The sequence below is a fragment of the Nonomuraea sp. CX421 genome (assembly GCF_059358955.1).
This window is the reverse complement of sequence record NZ_JCADBK010000009.1, coordinates 93263-109410: the sequence shown is the minus strand read 5'-3', so window position 1 is coordinate 109410 and position 16148 is coordinate 93263. Positions and strand designations below refer to the sequence as shown.

The following is a 16148-nucleotide window of genomic DNA, read 5'->3' as shown; positions in this document are numbered from 1 at the left end:
CCAGCCCACCCCCCTCGGCCACGTCCGGGCGGCCACACCGGGTGGCCAGACCAGGCCGCCAGACCAGGCGGCTAGACCAGGCGGCTAGACCAGGCGGCTAGACCAGGCGGCGCGCCGTAGCCCAGCGGGAGAGCTCGTGCCGGTTGGACAGCTGGAGTTTGCGCAGCACCGACGACACGTGGGTCTCGACCGTCTTGACCGAGATGAACAGCTCCTTGGCGATCTCCTTGTACGCGTAGCCGCGGGCGATCAGCCTGAGCACCTCGCGCTCGCGCTGCGTCAGCGAGTCGAGCTCCGGATCGATCGAGGGCGCCTCGGAGGAGGCGAACGCGTCGAGCACGAACCCGGCCAGCCTCGGCGAGAAGACCGCGTCGCCGTCGGCCACCCGGCGGATCGCGTCGGTCAGCTCCTTGCCGCTGATGTTCTTGGTGACGTAGCCGCGGGCGCCGCCCCTGATCACGCCGATCACGTCCTCGGCCGCGTCGGAGACCGACAGCGCGAGGAACCTCACCGAGGAGCCGGAGCCGAGGACCTTGCGCAGCACCTCCTGGCCGCCGCCGCCCGGCATGTGCACGTCGAGCAGGACCACGTCGGGCTCCAGCTCGGCGATCGCCTTGACCGCCGTGTCGACGTCCTCGGCCTCGCCCACGACCTGGATCGAGTCACCCAACTCGGCCCGCACGCCGGAACGGAACAACCGGTGGTCGTCGACGATCAGCACCCGCGTCATGGTTTCTCCACCTTCATGGTCAACATCACTTCCGTGCCCTCACCCGGCTCGGTGCGCACCCGGGCCGTGCCGCCGTGACGTTCCATTCTCCCGATGATGGACTCCCTGATCCCCATCCGGTCGAGCGGCACCGTGTCGAGATCGAAGCCCTTGCCCCGATCCTTCACGAAAATCGTCACCTCTTCACCCTCCACTTCCGCATAGACGGAAATAGACGGGCTCTCAGAGTATTTGGCCGCGTTGACCATCGCCTGCCTGGACGCCTTCAGCATGGCGGCGAGCTTGCCGGCCGAGTCGAGCGCGATGTCCCCCACGCAGACCACCTCGATGGCCACGCCGTGCGCGTCCTCCTCCTCGGCGGCGATCCGGCGTACCGCGGCGGCCACGGTGGCGTCCGCGTCCTGGGCCGGCTGGTAGAGCCAGTTGCGCAGCTCGCGCTCCTGCGCGCGGGCGAGGCGGGTGACCTCGCGCGGGTCCTGCGCGACGCGCTGGATCAGCGTGAGCGTATGGAGCACCGAGTCGTGGACCATCGCGGCGACCTCGGCCCGCTCCTCCTGCCGGATGCGCTCGCGGCGCTCCAGCTGGAGCTCCTTCCACAGGCCCGCGAGCCATGGCGCGGCGATGACGGCCAGCCCGCCGACGACCACCACGGTGAACAGCAGGCCGGGCCGGGCCTGGGCCAGCTCACCCTGCGCCGCCAGGAAGCCGGCCGCGCCGACGACGACCAGGGTCACGCCGAGGACCGTGCGGACCCGGTTCTTCCTGATGCTCTGGGTCGCGCCGCTCACCCAGTTGCGGCGGCGTACCGGATCGGCCTGCTGCCACAGGATGAGCGCGCCGATGCCGCCCACCGCGAACGGCAGCATGCCGATGCCTCCCTTGGAGGCGCCGGTCAGCCACCCGAACGCCAGCAGCGCCATGCCGATCGCGCTGAACGCGGCCAGCTGGCTCCAGTCACGCGCGGGCGCGGGCCCCTCGTGCGGCTCGCGCGGCGCGACCATCCAGAGCACCGCGTACGCCACGAAGCCGACCCCGTCGACCACGCTCAGCAGCACGAACATCAGCCGGACCACGACCGGGTCGAGCTTCAGCTGGCTCGCCAGCCCCTGCGCCACGCCGCCGACGAGGCGGCCCTCCATGGGCCGTGTCATCCGGCGGTAGGGCGCGTCGCCGCCGGGCTCGGCAAGTGTCTTCTGGTCAGCCATAACGCCACCATCGTCACACGCCCCCGGCGATTCGGACATCGGGAACAACCCCCAGGGTCGGCTCAGGGGTCTCCCCGATGCGGACGGCCACCGGGCGGGTCCACGATGGTGCCATGACAGAAGCACCGGCGAAGGAACCGGCCGCGCCTCCCCGGGTCCTGCGGCGCAGCGGCGAGGGCCGCTTCCTCATGGGCGTCTGCGCCGGGCTGGGACGGCACACCGGCATCGACCCCGTGGTGTTCCGCGCGGGGTTCGCGGTGCTCCTGTTCGGCTCGGGCATCGGCCTCTTCCTGTACATCGCGGCGTTCCTGCTGATGAAGGAGCCGGACGGCCGGCCCGGCTACATCGAGCAGTGGAGCCGCCGCGACTTCGACGCCGACACCGTGATGGCGCTGCTGACGGCGGTGCTCGCGTTCGGGCTGGCGATCAACCTGACCACGGTCTGGCTCGGCACCGGCACCCTGGTGGTCGGGCTGCTGCTGGCGGTCGCGCTGCTCGCCGCCCACTCCAAGGGCGTCGACCTGCTCGGCCTCGCCCGCTCGATGCCCGAGCGGCTCACCCGCCGCCAGGCCGCCGAGGCGTATCCACCGCCGCCCGTGGCGCCCTCCCCCGGCTTCCCCCGGCCGTCCCCGTACGGCGAACCGCCGGTCGCGACGGCCCAAACGGCCCACGGCTCCCTGGGCGTGGACACCACCCCCCGTCCCGTCCGCCCGGACATGCCGTCTTCCGCCGCCACCTCCCGGTCGCCGGAGGCGCCGCCGGTCCCGGACATGCCGTCTTCCGCCGCCACGCCGGAGGCGCCGCCGGTCCCGGACCCGACCGTCCCCCACCGGTCGCCCATCCCCGCCACCACCTCACCGAGCGAATCGGTCACCGCGCGCCTCCCGACGGACGACCTCCCTCGTGCCGACACTCCAGCGGGCGACGCGCCACACGAGAGCACGCCGGCCGGCCCCCGCGAGGACGACGCCACCGAAGTGCCACGGGAAGCCGTCGCGGCGACCGACGTCGCGCTGGCCGGCACCGCCGCCTCCCCGGGCACGGCCGCCGTCGAGACTCCGCGCGACGAGACGCCCGGCTCGCCGTACGCGGGCACGACCACCCGCGAAGAGACGACCGACTCGCCCTACACCGGCGCGACCACCCGCGAAGAGACACCTGACTCGCTGTACGCGAGTGGCTTCACGCGCCTGGACAGGTCCGTGGGCGACGGAGTGTCCGGAGGCGGACGGGACACGGAGTTCGCCTCGTACGGGGCGCCGTTCGCGCCACACGGCCCCTACCGCCCGCGCGACGCGTACCAGCCGCTCGACCCGAGCAGGCGCGCCGGCTACTCCCCCTACGACCCCGCCCTGTACGGCCCGCCGACGCCGACGCCGCCACGCCGCCCGCGCCCGCGATCGTTCATCGGCGCCATCACCATGTTGCTCGCCATCGTCATTGGAGGGATCGTCGTGGCGGTCCAAGCCGGATCGAGCCCCGGAGTGAACCCGATCATCGTGGGGGGCAGCGTCCTCGTCACGATCGGGGCGGGTCTGCTGATCGCGGCCTGGTGGGGCCGGGGCGCCGGGCTGGTGGCCTCGGGCACGGCCGTGGCGCTCATGGTGGCCCTGGCCCTGACGCTCGGCGGCCTGCCGGAGAAGGTCGGCGACTCGGTGTGGACTCCGGTCACGGCAGCGGAGGCGAACAAGGTGTACGACGTGGGAGTGGGCAGCGGCCGGCTCGACCTGTCGGAGCTCAGGCTGATCCCGGGCACGAGGCTGACGTTCAACGCGTCGATGTCGATCGGGGAGCTGACCGTGATCGTGCCGCCGACGGTCAAGGTGGAGGTGCACGCCATCAACAAGGTGGGCGACATCCAGGTGGGCCAGTCGCTGAGGGGTGGCATGGACGTCAGGTTCGACACGGTGCTGGAGCCGGAGACTCCACCATCGGGGAAGGTGTCGACCATCGTGCTCAATCTGAGCGGTGGCGTCGGCGACATGGACGTGCGTCATGCGGCCTGACGTCGACCGGCCGCGCCGGCTGCACCGGACCGACTGGATGGCGCTGCTCAGTGGTGTGCTGTTCGTCGTGCTGGGCATACTGATCATGACCCGCGCGATCACGGATCCGCTGGTCCTGGTCTCGCTGCTGGTCGTCGGGCTGGGTTTCGCGGGTCTCGTGGCCATCGTCGCGAGGGTGCTCCGCGGTTGATAACCCTTGACCGGGAAAAACACCGGCGTACGTTGGCATTTATCCGCCTTTCCCCCTGCTCCTGAGGGAGGACGTATGCCCCGGATCACCGTCACCGTTGACGGAGTCGGATACGAGGAGGAAGTCGAGCCGCGACTTCTCCTCGTTCACCTGCTACGAGAACGACTGGGCAAGACCGGCACTCCTGTCGGCTGCGACACCAGCAACTGCGGCGCCTGCACCGTGATGCTCGACGGCAAGACTGTGAAGAGTTGCTCCGTGCTGGCCGTCCAGGCCGACGGATGCGACATCGTCACGATCGAGGGGCTCGGCTCGCCCGGGTCCATGCACCCGATGCAGCGTGCCTTTCACGAGGAACACGCCCTGCAGTGCGGCTACTGCACACCTGGCATGGTCATGGCCGCGATCGACCTGCTCAGGGATACGCCGGACCCGTCCGAGGAGGCCATCAGGGAGGGCCTGGAAGGCAACCTCTGCCGATGCACCGGCTACTGCAACATCGTCCGCGCGGTACGGCGTGGCGCCCAGGAGATGGGGCAGGCGGTGAAGTCGTCATGACCGAGCTGGATCCCGGTCTGGTGGGCGAGCAGATCGCCGAGAGCGACCAGATCTCCGAGCCGGGCGGCACCGGCGGGGAGATCGGCCGGTCGCGGCGGCGCAAGGAGGACGCCCGGCTGCTGACCGGGCACACGCGCTGGACCGACAACCTGGTTCAGCCGGGCATGTTGTACGTCATGTTCCTGCGCAGCCCGATGGCGCACGCCCGGATCACCCGGGTGGACGTGTCGGGCGCGCGCGGCCTGCCGGGGGTGTTCGCCGCGTTCAGCGGCCAGGACTTCGCCGACGAGCAGGGCAGCCTGCCGTGCGCCTGGCCGGTGAGCGAGGACATCGTGATCCCGGACCACCCGCCGATGGCCGTGTCCGAGGTGCGTTACGTCGGGGAGGCCGTGGCCTGCGTCGTCGCGACGGACCGCTACCGGGCGGCCGACGCGCTGGAGGCCATCGAGGTCGACTACGAGCCGCTGCCCGCCGTCGTGGACATGAACGACGCGCTGACCGAGGGCAGCCCGAAGGTGCACGAGGCCGGCAACCAGGCGTTCACCGCCAAGATCACCTCGGGCGACATCGAGGCGGCGTTCAGGGACGCGCCGGTCCTCATCGACCGGACCTACATCCAGCAGCGGCTCATCCCGAGCGCGATGGAGCCGCGCGCGGTGCTCGCGAGCACCGACGGCGACGGTTTCACGCTGTGGACCTCCACCCAGATCCCGCACGTGCTGCGGGTCATGCTGGCCGTGACGACCGGCATCCCCGAGCACAAGATCCGCGTGGTGGCGCCGGACGTGGGCGGCGGGTTCGGCTCGAAACTGCAGGTCACCGCGGAAGAGGTGCTGTGCCTGCTGCTGACCCGCAGGCTCGGCAGGCCGGTCAAGTGGACCGAGTCGCGCTCCGAGGGCAACCTGACCGTGCACCACGGCCGCGACCAGATCCAGCACATCAGGGTGGCGGCGGAGTCCGACGGGCGCATCCGAGGGCTCCAGGTGGACCTGCTGGCCGACATGGGCGCCTATCTCATGCTGGTCACACCGGGCATCCCGATGCTGGGCGCGGCCCTGTACAACGCCATCTACAAGATGGACGCGTACGAGTTCGGCTGCACGGGTGTGTTCACCACCAAGATGCCGACCGACGCCTACCGGGGCGCCGGGCGGCCCGAGGCGACGTACGCCATCGAGCGCGTCATGGACGAGCTGGCCGCCGAGCTGGGCCTGGACCCGGTGGAGGTGCGGCGGCGCAACTGGATCAGGCACGAGGAGTTCCCGTACACGACGATCGCCGGGCTGACGTACGACTCGGGCAACTACGAGGCGGCGACGGACCGGGCGATGGCGCTGTTCGGCTACGACAAGCTGCGGGCCGAACAGGCCGACCGGCGTGACAGGGGCGACCCGGTCCAGCTCGGCATCGGCGTCAGCATCTACACCGAGATGTGCGGGCTGGCCCCGTCGAGGCTGCTCGGTGAGTCCAACTACGGGGCCGGCGGCTGGGAGCACGGCACGATCCGCATGCTGCCCACGGGCAAGGTCGAGGTGATCACCGGCACCTCCCCGCACGGCCAGGGACACGTGACGGCGTGGAGCCAGATCGTGGCCGACACGCTGGGCGTGCCATTCGAGGACATCACGGTGCTGCACGGCGACACGGCGATCTCGCACAAGGGCATGGACACCTACGGCTCGCGCTCGCTGGTGGTCGGCGGCGTCGCGGTGCTGCAGGCGTGCGAGAAGGTCAAGGACAAGGCCCGCAAGCTGGCCGCGCACCTGCTGGAGTGCTCTCCCGAGGACCTGGAGTTCGCCGAGGGGGCGTTCCAGGTGCGGGGCACCGACTCGCGGAAGACGATCCAGGAGCTGGCGTTCGCCGCGTTCACGGCGCACAGCCTGCCCGAGGGTGTGGAGGCCGGGCTCGACTCCGACTCCACGTTCGACCCGGACAACTACTCCTTCCCGCACGGCACCCACCTGTGCGCGGTGGAGGTCGACACCGAGACGGGCATGTCGAAGATCCGCTCGTACGTGGCGGTCGACGACGTGGGCAAGGTGATCAACCCGCTGATCGTCGACGGCCAGGTGCACGGCGGCATCGCCCAGGGCATCGCGCAGGCCCTGTACGAGGAGGCCGTCTACGACGCCGAGGGCAACCTGCTCACCACGACGATGGCCGACTATCTGCTGCCGTCGGCGGCCGACCTGCCCACGTTCGTCACCGACCGGACCGAGACGCCGGCCACGAGCAACCCGCTGGGCGTCAAGGGCGTCGGCGAGGCGGGCACGATCGCCTCCACGCCGGCCGTCGTCAACGCCATCGTGGACGCCCTGCGCCCGCGCGGGATTCACGACGTCCAGATGCCGTGCACTCCCGAGCGTGTCTGGCGGGCCCTGGAAGGAGTTCGGCGATGATCCCTGCCACGTTCGACTACGTCCGTCCCGGCTCGCTCGACGAGGCCTGCCAGGCGCTCGCCTCGGACGAGGACGCCAAGGCGCTCGCGGGCGGGCAGTCACTGCTGCCCTTGTTGCGGCTGCGGCTGGCCTATCCGTCGACGCTGGTCGACCTCGGGCGGCTGCCCGAGCTGACCGGCGTGCACGACCGCGGCGACCATGTGTTCATCGGCGCGATGACCACGCACGACGAGGTGATGCGCTCCAGCCTGGTCAATTCGGCCTGCCCGCTGGTCGCGCTGACCACCGCCACGGTGGCCGACCCCGCGGTACGGCACCGCGGCACGTTCGGCGGCTCACTGGCCCACGCCGACCCGGCGGCCGACCTGCCGGCCGTGGTGCTGGCGCTGGACGGCGTGCTCGTGGCCCGGTCGGCGGAGGGCGAGCGGGAGATCCCCGCCGCCGAGTTCTTCGTCGACTACCTGGAGTCCGCGCTGCGACCGGGAGAGATCCTGCTCGGGGCGCGGATTCCCAAGCTGGGCGACGGCTGGGGCTATCACTACGAGAAGTTCCACCGGACCGCGCAGGCGTGGCCCATCGTCGGGGTGGCCGCGGCCGTCCGGCGTTCCAACGGCTCGATCCAGGAGGCCAGGATCGGGCTGACCAACATGGGCCCGACACCGCTGCGGGCCCGTGCGGTGGAGAGCGCGCTGCAGGGCGCGGAGCTGGGTGACCAGGTCCGCCAGGCGTGCGAGCAGGCGGCGGAGGGCACCTCGCCGTCGGGCGACCTGCACGCCCAGCCCGACTATCGGCGGCATCTGGCCAGGGTGCTGACCCATCGCGCGATCCGCACCGCCGCCGGTTCTCCCTGACCTCGGCTCCGGGGGGCGTCCCCTCTTCCGGGGCGCCCCCTTATCGACGTAATGTCGCAATAGCGGGAAAAGGAGCGGATCGATGGCGATGCGGTTCGAGCACGAGTTCACGGTTCCGGTCCCGATCGAGCAGGCGTGGGCGGTGCTGCTCGACGTGGAACGGGTCGCGCCGTGCCTGCCGGGCGCCGCGCTCGACACCGTCGAGGGCGACGAGTTCACCGGCCGGATGAAGATCAAGGTGGGACCGATCACCGTGACCTATCGCGGCTCGGCCAGGTTCGAGGACGTCGACAAGGACGCGCACACGCTCACGATCCAGGCGTCGGGCAAGGAGTCCCGCGGCACCGGCACGGCCGCGGCCACCGTCAAGGCGAGGCTGAGCCCGGCCGACGGCTCGACCGCCGTCGCGGTGGAGTCGTCGTTCAACGTGACCGGGCGTCCGGCACAGTTCGGCCGCGGCGTGATGGCCGAGGTGGGCGGCAAGCTGATCGACAGGTTCGCGGCCAATCTCGCCGACCTGCTGGCCGAGCCGGCCCACGAGTTTCCGGCGGCCACGGCCGCGCCCGTGCCCGCAGAAGGGCCCGCGGAAGGGCCCGAAGAAGGGCCGGCGGTAGTGGAGGAGCGCCACCTCAGCGCGGTGCCCTCGTCTCCCGACCAGGACATCCGGCCGACCGGCACGCTGCGCACCTCGCGCACGCCCGACGAGGAGGCGCTGGATCTCCTGGAGATCGCCGGCGCACCGCTGCTCAAGCGGCTCGCGCCGGTCGCCGGAGCGGTCGCCGCACTGCTGCTGATCGGCTGGCTGATCAGACGGCTCATGCGCTAATTCCAGCAAAAACACCATCAAGTCCGGACACATCTCCCGAACAGGGGGAATGCCTCTCTCCACGTGTCTGACTCGGGGGTGTTGGCATGCCGGCGTGCAGTGTCGTCGTGATCACGTACAACGATGCCGAGCGGCTGCCCAGGGCGGTGCGCTCCGTGCTCCGGCAGTCCCTGCGCGACCTTGAGGTCGTCATCGCCGACGACTCCTCGACCGACGAGACGCCCAGAGTGGCCGAGGAGCTCATGCGCGCCGACCCGCGCGTGCGCTACCTGCGCCGGCAGGCCAACAGCGGCGGCTGCGGCGCTCCCAGGAACGACGGCCTCGACGCCGCCACCGCGCCGTACGTGATGTTCCTCGACAGCGACGACGAGCTGCCCCGGCACGCCTGCAAGAGCCTGCTGACCGAGATCGAGCGGACCGGCGCCGACTTCGTCTCCGGGCAGATCTCCCGCCTGTACGAGTGGAACGGCCGGATGCAGCGCTACTACCCGACGCTGTTCGCCAGGCGCAGGGTGGTGCCGGGCATCCGCGCCGAGCCGGAGCTGTTCCTCGACTCCTTCACCACCAACAAGCTCTACAGCGTCCGCTTCCTGCGCGACGCGATGCTGCGCTTCCCCGAGGACATCCACTACGAGGACCACGTCTTCGCCACCGAGTTGTACGCCACGTCCCACCGGTTCGCGATCGTGCCGTGGGTCGTCTACCACTGGCGGCGCGGGCGCGACCGCACGTCCATCTCGCTCAGCATCAAGGAGATGGACAACGTGCGCCACCGGGTCGTCGCGGCCCGGCGGAGCGACGACGTACTGCGCCGCCACGGCGCGGACGACCTGCTGCCCGCCCGGCAGGAGCGCTTCCTGCGCCAGGACCTGCGCGTCTACCTCAACCCGCTGCCGACGCGCGACCGGGTGTGGGTCAAGGAGTTCGCGGCGGTCGTGCGGCCGTACCTGGCGGAGATCCCCGCCGGTGTGCTGCGGCGGATCGACCCGATGACCCGGGTCTGCTGCCATCTCATCCTCGACGACCGGATCGACGACCTCAGGATCGCCGCGAGCTCGCTGACCGGCCCCAAGGCGCCGCCCCGGGCCGCCGTGCGGAGCGACGGGCGTACGTACTGGGGCACCACGGTCGCGCCCGGCATGGACATCACCGCCCTGCGGCTGGCCGAGCTGCCCTTCAGCGCCAGCCGGCTACGGCACGAGGTGACCGAGATCGCCGCCGACGGCGACCGGGTCCGGATGACCGTGCACAGCTACGACCCGTTCGGCGCGCTGCCCGTCGACTGGAAGGCGTTCCTGCGGCTCGGCCGGACGCGGATCCCCATCGAGCCCGAGCCGTCGGGCGAGGGCGGCTACATCAGCGAGATCACCTTCACCCCCCGGGCCGGCTGCGAGCCGCGCATCGGCTTCACCCGCCTGTCCGACGGCCACACGACGACCGACCGGCTGATGGCGGACCCCGGACTGCGGCCGATCGAGCTGCCGGGTGTCACCGTGACGACCGACGGCAACGCCTCCTACCTGCGGATACAGTCGCGCTCGCGGCTGCGCCCGCTGGCCCGGCGGATCAGGCGCGCGGTGCTCAGGCGCGTCAGCACGCCGACCGGCAAGCTGCGCTTCTACAAGGCGATGATCCGGCTGCTGCCGCCCCGGCACGACCTGGCCCTGTTCGAGTCGGACGTCGGCAAGGGCTGCACCGGCAGCCCGCGCGCCATCTACGACGAGCTGCGGCGACGCGCGCTGCCGATCGACGCGGTCTGGTCGGTGGCCAGGGGCCACCGGCGCGCCCTCCCCGCCGACGCGCGGGTGGTGCGCCGGGGGAGCTGGCGCCACGTCTGGACGATGGCCCGCGCCGGCGTCTGGGTGGACAGCCACGGCTTCCCACTCGACTACCCGAAACCCCGCCGCACCCGCTACCTGCAGACCTGGCACGGGCAGGGCATCAAGTCCGTCGGATTCGACGCGCCGGACCTGCGCGCGGACTTCGACCGGCCACGCGCCCAGTGGCGCGCCGCCGTCGCCCGCTGGGACGCGCTGGTCTCGCCCAGCGAGGAGTTCTCGCGCCACTTCCTGACCGCCAACGGCTACACCGGCCCGGTCTACAGGTACGGGACGCCGCGTTGCGACGCCCTGGTCAACGGGACGTCCCGCGACGACGTGCGGGTCCGGCTGGAGATCCCCGCCGGACGCAAGGTGCTCCTGTACGCGCCCACCTACCGCGACCGGGTCAAGGGCAGCGGCGCCTCGGTGCGCGTGAACCTCGACCTCATGGCCGAGGAGCTGCGCGACGAGTGGGTGATCGTGCTCCGGACCCACCCGGTGGAGAGCTACGAGGTGCCGTCGCACCTGCGGCACTTCGTCCGGCCCGCCGGGTCGTACCCCGAGATCAACGACCTGATCCTGGCCTCCGACGCGCTGCTGACCGACTACTCGTCGGTGATGTGCGACTACGCGCTCACCGGCAGGCCGATGCTGTTCCACATTGACGACTGGGACGACTACCGGCTCTCCGAGCGGGGCGTCTACCACGACCTGCCGGCCATCGCCCCGGGGCCGTGCGTGACCTCGACCAGCGAGCTGATCGACCGGATCCGCGATCTGCCCGCCACACACGCCTCCTACGCCGACCGGTACGCGGCCTTCCGGAAGCTGTGGTGCGCCGACGAGCGGGGCGACGCGGCGGCCAGGATCGTGACGGACTTCTTCGAGACCCGGGAGGTTTCGTGAACGTGGTCTTCGCCTGCCTGGACGCCGACACGCTGGGCGGCGTCCAGCAGGTGACGCACACCCTGGCGCAGGGCCTGGCCGAGCGCGGGCACGAGGTGCACGTCATCGGCGTGCACCGGGCCCGCGCGCCGTTCCGCTACGTGGACGAGCCGCTCTACCGGCAGCACGTGATCAGCCGCCACCCGCTGGACACGGTCGGCCGGTCGGCGCGCGCGGCGGCCGATCGCCGCCTGGCCAGGCTGCTCGCCACGATGCCTCCCGGTTTCGTGATCATGACCTCGCCCGGGATGGTGACCCGGATGGCGGGCGCGGTGCCCGCCTCGCTGCGGCCGATCGGCCAGTACCACGGCTCCTACGAGCACGCCCGCGACTGCTGGCACCTCAACTCGATCCGCGTCCACTACCCGGAGCTCGACCAGGCCGTCTTCCTGAGCCCGGACGACGCGTGGCGGTTCGCCGAGCACGCGCTGCTGCCCAACACCTGGTCGGTGCCCAACCCGCTGGCCGCCTGGCCCGAGAAGGTCTCGACGCTGGAGACGCCCCGGGTGCTGGGCGTCGGGCGGCTGGAGGGGGTCAAGCGGTTCGACCGGCTGATCAGCGCGTTCGCCAGATCGGACGCCCCGCCCGGCTGGGAGCTGCACCTGATCGGCGACGGCGCCGAGCTGGACCGGCTGCGCGCCCACGCGATCCGGGAGGGCGTCGAGGAGCGGGTCGTCTTCAGGGGCCGCGTGCCCGCCGCCGAGATGCCGCGCGAATACCTCGGCGCCTCGATCCTGGCGGTGACCAGCGAGCACGAGGGGTTGCCCGTCGTGCTGCTGGAGTCGGCCGCGCACGGCGTGCCCGCGGTGGCCTTCGACGTGTCGGGCGGGGTCCGCTCGGTGGCTCCCGTGCTCGTCCCGCCCGGCGACGTGGACGCCTTCGGCCAGGAACTGGCCGGGCTCATGGGCTCCGTGCAGGAGCGGCGGCGGCTGGGCGCCACCGCCCGGGCCACGGCCGAGGCGTTCCTCCTCGACCACGTCCTGGACGGCTGGGAGTCGCTGTTCGCCCACATCGAGCGCTGAGCCCCGCAGCGTCCGGCCGGCCGACTCGGCAGCCCTACAGCGTCCGGCCGGCCAGCTCGGCAGGTCTAAAGCGTCCGGTCGGCCATCTCGGGCGAGTCGATCCGCTGGCGCGGCACGCCGGCGATCGCCCGCTGGCCGCTCGTGAGCAGCGCGGCCACCGGGCTGGGCTCGCGCAGCCGGTTGATGCGGTCGCGCATGTTCTTGCGCAGCCGGCTGGCGCGGCGCTTCTGCATGGTCTTCTGGCACGCGGCCAGGTGCGCCTTGGCGGCCGGAGCCGCGCCGGTCAGCTCGTAGCCCTGGCTCACCAGCCGGTCACCGAGGACGTCCTCGCACAGCGCGATCTCCCAGTTCTCCAGCCGCGAGGCCCAGCTGCCCACGCGGGCGCGCGTGACGTCGCCGTGGGTGTTGCTGTGCCAGACCTTGTGCACGGGCACGGCCACGCTGGCCGCCTCGCGCGGCGAGATCATCGCCTCGTCGAAGTCCTCCTCCAGGAAGACGCAGAGCTTCTTCAGCTCGGTCGACGGGTCGTCGGTGAGGTCCTCGTACCGCAGCTCGTAGTAGCTGTCGGCGGCCATCGTCCGCCGCAGCTTGGCTCCCGCGTCCATCGCCTCGGCCCAGGTGGAGACCGCGTGGAAGGAGTTGTGCGTGAACCAGGGCATCTCCTTCAGCGAGGCCACGCAGTCGCGGCCGTCCCTGATCAGGTGGATGAACTGGGCGTCGGGGAAGAGCCTGAGCAGCATGTCGACCTGCTTGACGTAGCTGGGCCGCTTGTCTCCCCAGCGGGGCTTGTCGAAGCGGTCGGCGTACATCCGGAAGGTCGTCCCGATCACCGAGCCGAGCGAGCCGGGGCCCTCGACGCACTGCCGGACGAACTCGTCCTTGTCGATCTTGAGCTCGTGGAACTTCGTGGTCCGGTCACCCGCGATCCACTCGGCGAGAGCCTGACGGCGCTGCGCGAGGCGCATGTCGCCGAACATCCGGCGGCGTTGGTAGGCGGGTACGAGGTACCGCGTCTCCGGCGGCACCGCGATCCGCGGGTGCGAGTGAAGCATGAGCTGCAGCATCGTGGTGCCGGACCGCGGGCAGCCGACGACGAACACTGGGCGATCGGACATTTCGTTCTAACCCCCGAAAACTTAGACGAGAACGTGCTCTCGGTTCTCCACCTGGACGGGCACGGTGTGCCGGCGGGTGAAGATCCACATCCGGTAGACAAGGAAGATCTCGTTGGCGAGAAGCAGCGCGCCGGCGGCCGCCGCCACGGGGACCAGGGCCACCACCCCGACGAGCGGCGCCACCACGAACACCGCGGCGTGAAACTCGATGCCGCTGATCAGGTGGGACCGGACCCGGCGACGCGCCAGATACCTGTTGAGCCGCTTCATGAACCGGCGCACCCTGACGGCCGGCGTGAGCGGCCTGCCCGGCGAGCGGGCCGGGCCCCGCCTGACGGGCTTGTCCACGCCGTACCCCAGTGCCAGCTCCGCCGCCTCGGCCCGCGCCAGCTTGATCGTCTCCCGCACCCGCTTCATCTGCGGCGCGTTGACGTACCTGAACAGGTCGAGCACGGCCACCCCGGCCCCGAGCAGGATGTAGCGCACGTCCCCCGTGAGCGTGTACTGCCCGTACGCCAGCCCCATGGCGCAGAAGACCACCCTGACCCGATCACCCACGTAGTCGAGCCAGAGGCCGAAGGGCGTCCCCGTGCCCTTGAGCCTGGCGATCTTGCCGTCGACGCAGTCGACCATGAAGCTCAGATAGAACATGGCCGAACCCGCCACCAACTGGTCCAGTGCGAAACAGACCGCCGAGACCAGGCCGAGGACCAGCGAGAACACCGTGAGCTCGTTGGGCGTGATCCGTGTGTGGTTGGCCACCACCAGAGCCGCCCGGCACGCGACCGGGTCCACGACGTACACGGTCCACCAGGAATCTCTCCGCTTACGTGTCGCGTGGACGTCATCGAGCGAATAGGTCCTCATGGCTTCCAGCATGGCCACGACTCGCGCTCGACTGATTACTCTCTGGAACTAATAGGAGATGTCCATGCCCGTTCTTGACCATCCCGGCACGGACAGCCGCCACGGACGGTGACCGTCGGCGTCGCGGAAGCGCTCCTCCAGCACCAGCCCCCGGGTCTCGGCCCGCACGTGCAGCCGCCAGTTGGGCCGCCCGCCCTTGAGCCAGGCCGGGTCGACCGTCAGGACGATCCCCGGGCCACGGACCCGCCGCACCTCCAGCGGCACGTGACGCTTGCCGTCGGTCAGCCACACCTCCAGCCGGCCCGGCCTGCGCCGCACGCGGTGCATCGACACCTCCGCGCGCACGACGAACCGGTCGCCGGTCCATTGGCAGTCCTCGACCGTGGCCAGCAGCCTGAGCTCCTGGCGGGCGTCGAACACCTCGTCGGGGATCTTGAGCTTGCGGTCGCGGAAGTAGGGGTAGTCGCCGTACCAGCCGGTCGTGCGCAGCCCGCGCGGCACGATCCTGGTGCCGTTCACGGCGGCGCGCCGGAACTTGCGGACCTCCCGCAGTTGCTTCACCAGCCCACGTTCGATCAGGTGCAGTTCGAGCCGGCGCAGCGACGACGCGGCGGCGAGCACGTCCGGGCTCAGCGTGGCCACCCACTGGCGGCCCAGGTCGACCAGCGCCGGGATCTCGTCCTTCTCGGCCTGCTCCAGCGCCTGAAACAGGAAGACGGTGTCCTTCTCCAGGACCAGGCCGTCGAAGGCGTCGGCCAGGTCGGGCGCCTCCTTCTCCAGGAAGGACCTGACCTCCCGGATCGCGGTCAGCCGCTCGGCCAGGTTGGCGCGCTCGGCCCGCCGCTGCGTGATCGACGTCTCGCCGGAATCGCGTTCGCGCCAGTGATAGACGACGTCGGACAGCACGTCCACGCTCGCGGCCATGACATGCGCCCGCATGCTGAGCGGCACATCCTCGTAGATCCCCGGGGCGAACCGCAGCCGCTGCTCGTGCCAGAAGCCGCGGCGGTAGACCTTGTTCCACACCGTCCGGTCCCTGATGAGCACCCGCCTGTCCGTGATGTGAGTGCGGTGCACGTCACGCCTGAACACCTTCTCGTGCAGGGTCGACTCGGCCAGCTCGCCCTCCCGGAGCCGCCGCACCCCACCGCACGCGAAGTCCGACCCGGTCCGCTCCAGCGAGGAGACCAGCGTCTCGTACGCCTCGGGTGGCACGACGTCGTCGCTGTCCGCGAACGCCAGGTAGGTCCCGCGCGCCCGCAGCACCCCCTCGTTGCGGGCCGGCCCGGGGCCGCGGTTGGGCTGATGGACCACCACGAACCGCGGATCCCGGGCCGCGAAGCCTTCGGCGATCCGCGCGCTGCCGTCCTGCGAGCCGTCGTCGACGACGATGACCTCCAGGTCCGGCAGCGTCTGGGCGACCAGCGACTCCAGGCACTCGGTGATGTACGGCTCGACGTTGTAGACCGGGACGACGACGCTGACCAGGGGCGCCATGCCGTGACTCCTTGTGTGCGGGGGATGCTTAGAGGGCAGGATGCCCCGGCCATCGCCTGAGGGCGGCGGGCGATGCCTCTCCCTGATCAGCTCTTTACCCGATCCGGCATCCGCTAC

General features: G+C 71.1%; 13 protein-coding genes. 8 read left to right on the top strand and 5 right to left on the bottom strand.

Annotated features, from left to right (window positions below; genetic code table 11):
- Positions 1-97: 97 nt before the first annotated feature.
- On the bottom strand, positions 98-730 hold the full coding sequence (locus AC5L3X_RS18635) for a response regulator (RefSeq protein ID WP_189126268.1): 633 nt from the start codon (positions 728-730) through the stop codon (positions 98-100).
- Positions 727-1935 carry an ATP-binding protein gene (locus tag AC5L3X_RS18630; RefSeq protein WP_494858347.1) on the bottom strand — a complete coding sequence of 403 codons (1209 nt, stop codon included), beginning with the start codon at positions 1933-1935 and terminating at the stop codon, positions 727-729. The genes AC5L3X_RS18635 and AC5L3X_RS18630 overlap by 4 nt, the downstream gene beginning before the upstream one ends.
- Positions 1936-2048: 113 nt before the next feature.
- On the opposite strand from AC5L3X_RS18630, the gene AC5L3X_RS18625 reads away from it, so the two are divergent.
- The 8 genes from AC5L3X_RS18625 (at position 2049) to AC5L3X_RS18590 (ending at position 12552) form a co-directional block, all read left to right on the top strand.
- Positions 2049-3941 (top strand): PspC domain-containing protein, encoded by a 1893-nt coding sequence (locus AC5L3X_RS18625; protein ID WP_494858345.1) that lies wholly within the window; start codon positions 2049-2051, stop codon positions 3939-3941.
- A complete protein-coding gene (locus AC5L3X_RS18620) occupies positions 3931-4131 on the top strand; it encodes a hypothetical protein (RefSeq protein ID WP_189126271.1) in 201 nt (66 codons plus the stop codon). Before AC5L3X_RS18625 ends, AC5L3X_RS18620 begins: the two co-directional genes overlap by 11 nt.
- Before the next feature lie 75 nt (positions 4132-4206).
- Positions 4207-4689, top strand: coding sequence for a (2Fe-2S)-binding protein (locus AC5L3X_RS18615; RefSeq protein ID WP_189126272.1), 483 nt, complete (start codon positions 4207-4209; stop codon positions 4687-4689).
- Positions 4686-7088: a xanthine dehydrogenase family protein molybdopterin-binding subunit gene (locus AC5L3X_RS18610; RefSeq protein ID WP_189126273.1), complete on the top strand. Its 2403-nt coding sequence runs from the start codon at positions 4686-4688 to the stop codon at positions 7086-7088. Before AC5L3X_RS18615 ends, AC5L3X_RS18610 begins: the two co-directional genes overlap by 4 nt.
- Positions 7085-7939, top strand: coding sequence for an FAD binding domain-containing protein (locus AC5L3X_RS18605; RefSeq protein WP_189126274.1), 855 nt, complete (start codon positions 7085-7087; stop codon positions 7937-7939). Before AC5L3X_RS18610 ends, AC5L3X_RS18605 begins: the two co-directional genes overlap by 4 nt.
- An 82-nt stretch (positions 7940-8021) precedes the next feature.
- A complete protein-coding gene (locus AC5L3X_RS18600) occupies positions 8022-8765 on the top strand; it encodes an SRPBCC family protein (RefSeq protein WP_494858343.1) in 744 nt (247 codons plus the stop codon).
- Between the two features lie 86 nt (positions 8766-8851).
- Positions 8852-11491 carry a bifunctional glycosyltransferase/CDP-glycerol:glycerophosphate glycerophosphotransferase gene (locus AC5L3X_RS18595; RefSeq protein WP_494858341.1) on the top strand — a complete coding sequence of 880 codons (2640 nt, stop codon included), beginning with the start codon at positions 8852-8854 and terminating at the stop codon, positions 11489-11491.
- The gene (locus tag AC5L3X_RS18590) at positions 11488-12552 is read left to right on the top strand and encodes a glycosyltransferase (RefSeq protein WP_494858339.1); all 1065 of its coding nucleotides are present in this window, start codon (positions 11488-11490) and stop codon (positions 12550-12552) included. Before AC5L3X_RS18595 ends, AC5L3X_RS18590 begins: the two co-directional genes overlap by 4 nt.
- Positions 12553-12617: 65 nt before the next feature.
- Here the strand turns inward: AC5L3X_RS18590 and AC5L3X_RS18585 are convergent, their stop codons facing one another.
- Genes AC5L3X_RS18585 through AC5L3X_RS18575 form a run of 3 tightly spaced genes read right to left on the bottom strand, consistent with a single transcriptional unit; the run spans position 12618 to position 16031 of the window.
- On the bottom strand, positions 12618-13667 hold the full coding sequence (locus tag AC5L3X_RS18585) for a sulfotransferase family protein (protein WP_494858338.1): 1050 nt from the start codon (positions 13665-13667) through the stop codon (positions 12618-12620).
- Between the two features lie 21 nt (positions 13668-13688).
- Positions 13689-14534, bottom strand: coding sequence for a CDP-alcohol phosphatidyltransferase family protein (locus AC5L3X_RS18580; RefSeq protein WP_494858337.1), 846 nt, complete (start codon positions 14532-14534; stop codon positions 13689-13691).
- 48 nt (positions 14535-14582) lie between these two features.
- The gene (locus tag AC5L3X_RS18575; RefSeq protein ID WP_494858335.1) at positions 14583-16031 is read right to left on the bottom strand and encodes a glycosyltransferase family 2 protein; all 1449 of its coding nucleotides are present in this window, start codon (positions 16029-16031) and stop codon (positions 14583-14585) included.
- Between the last annotated feature and the right edge of the window lie 117 nt (positions 16032-16148).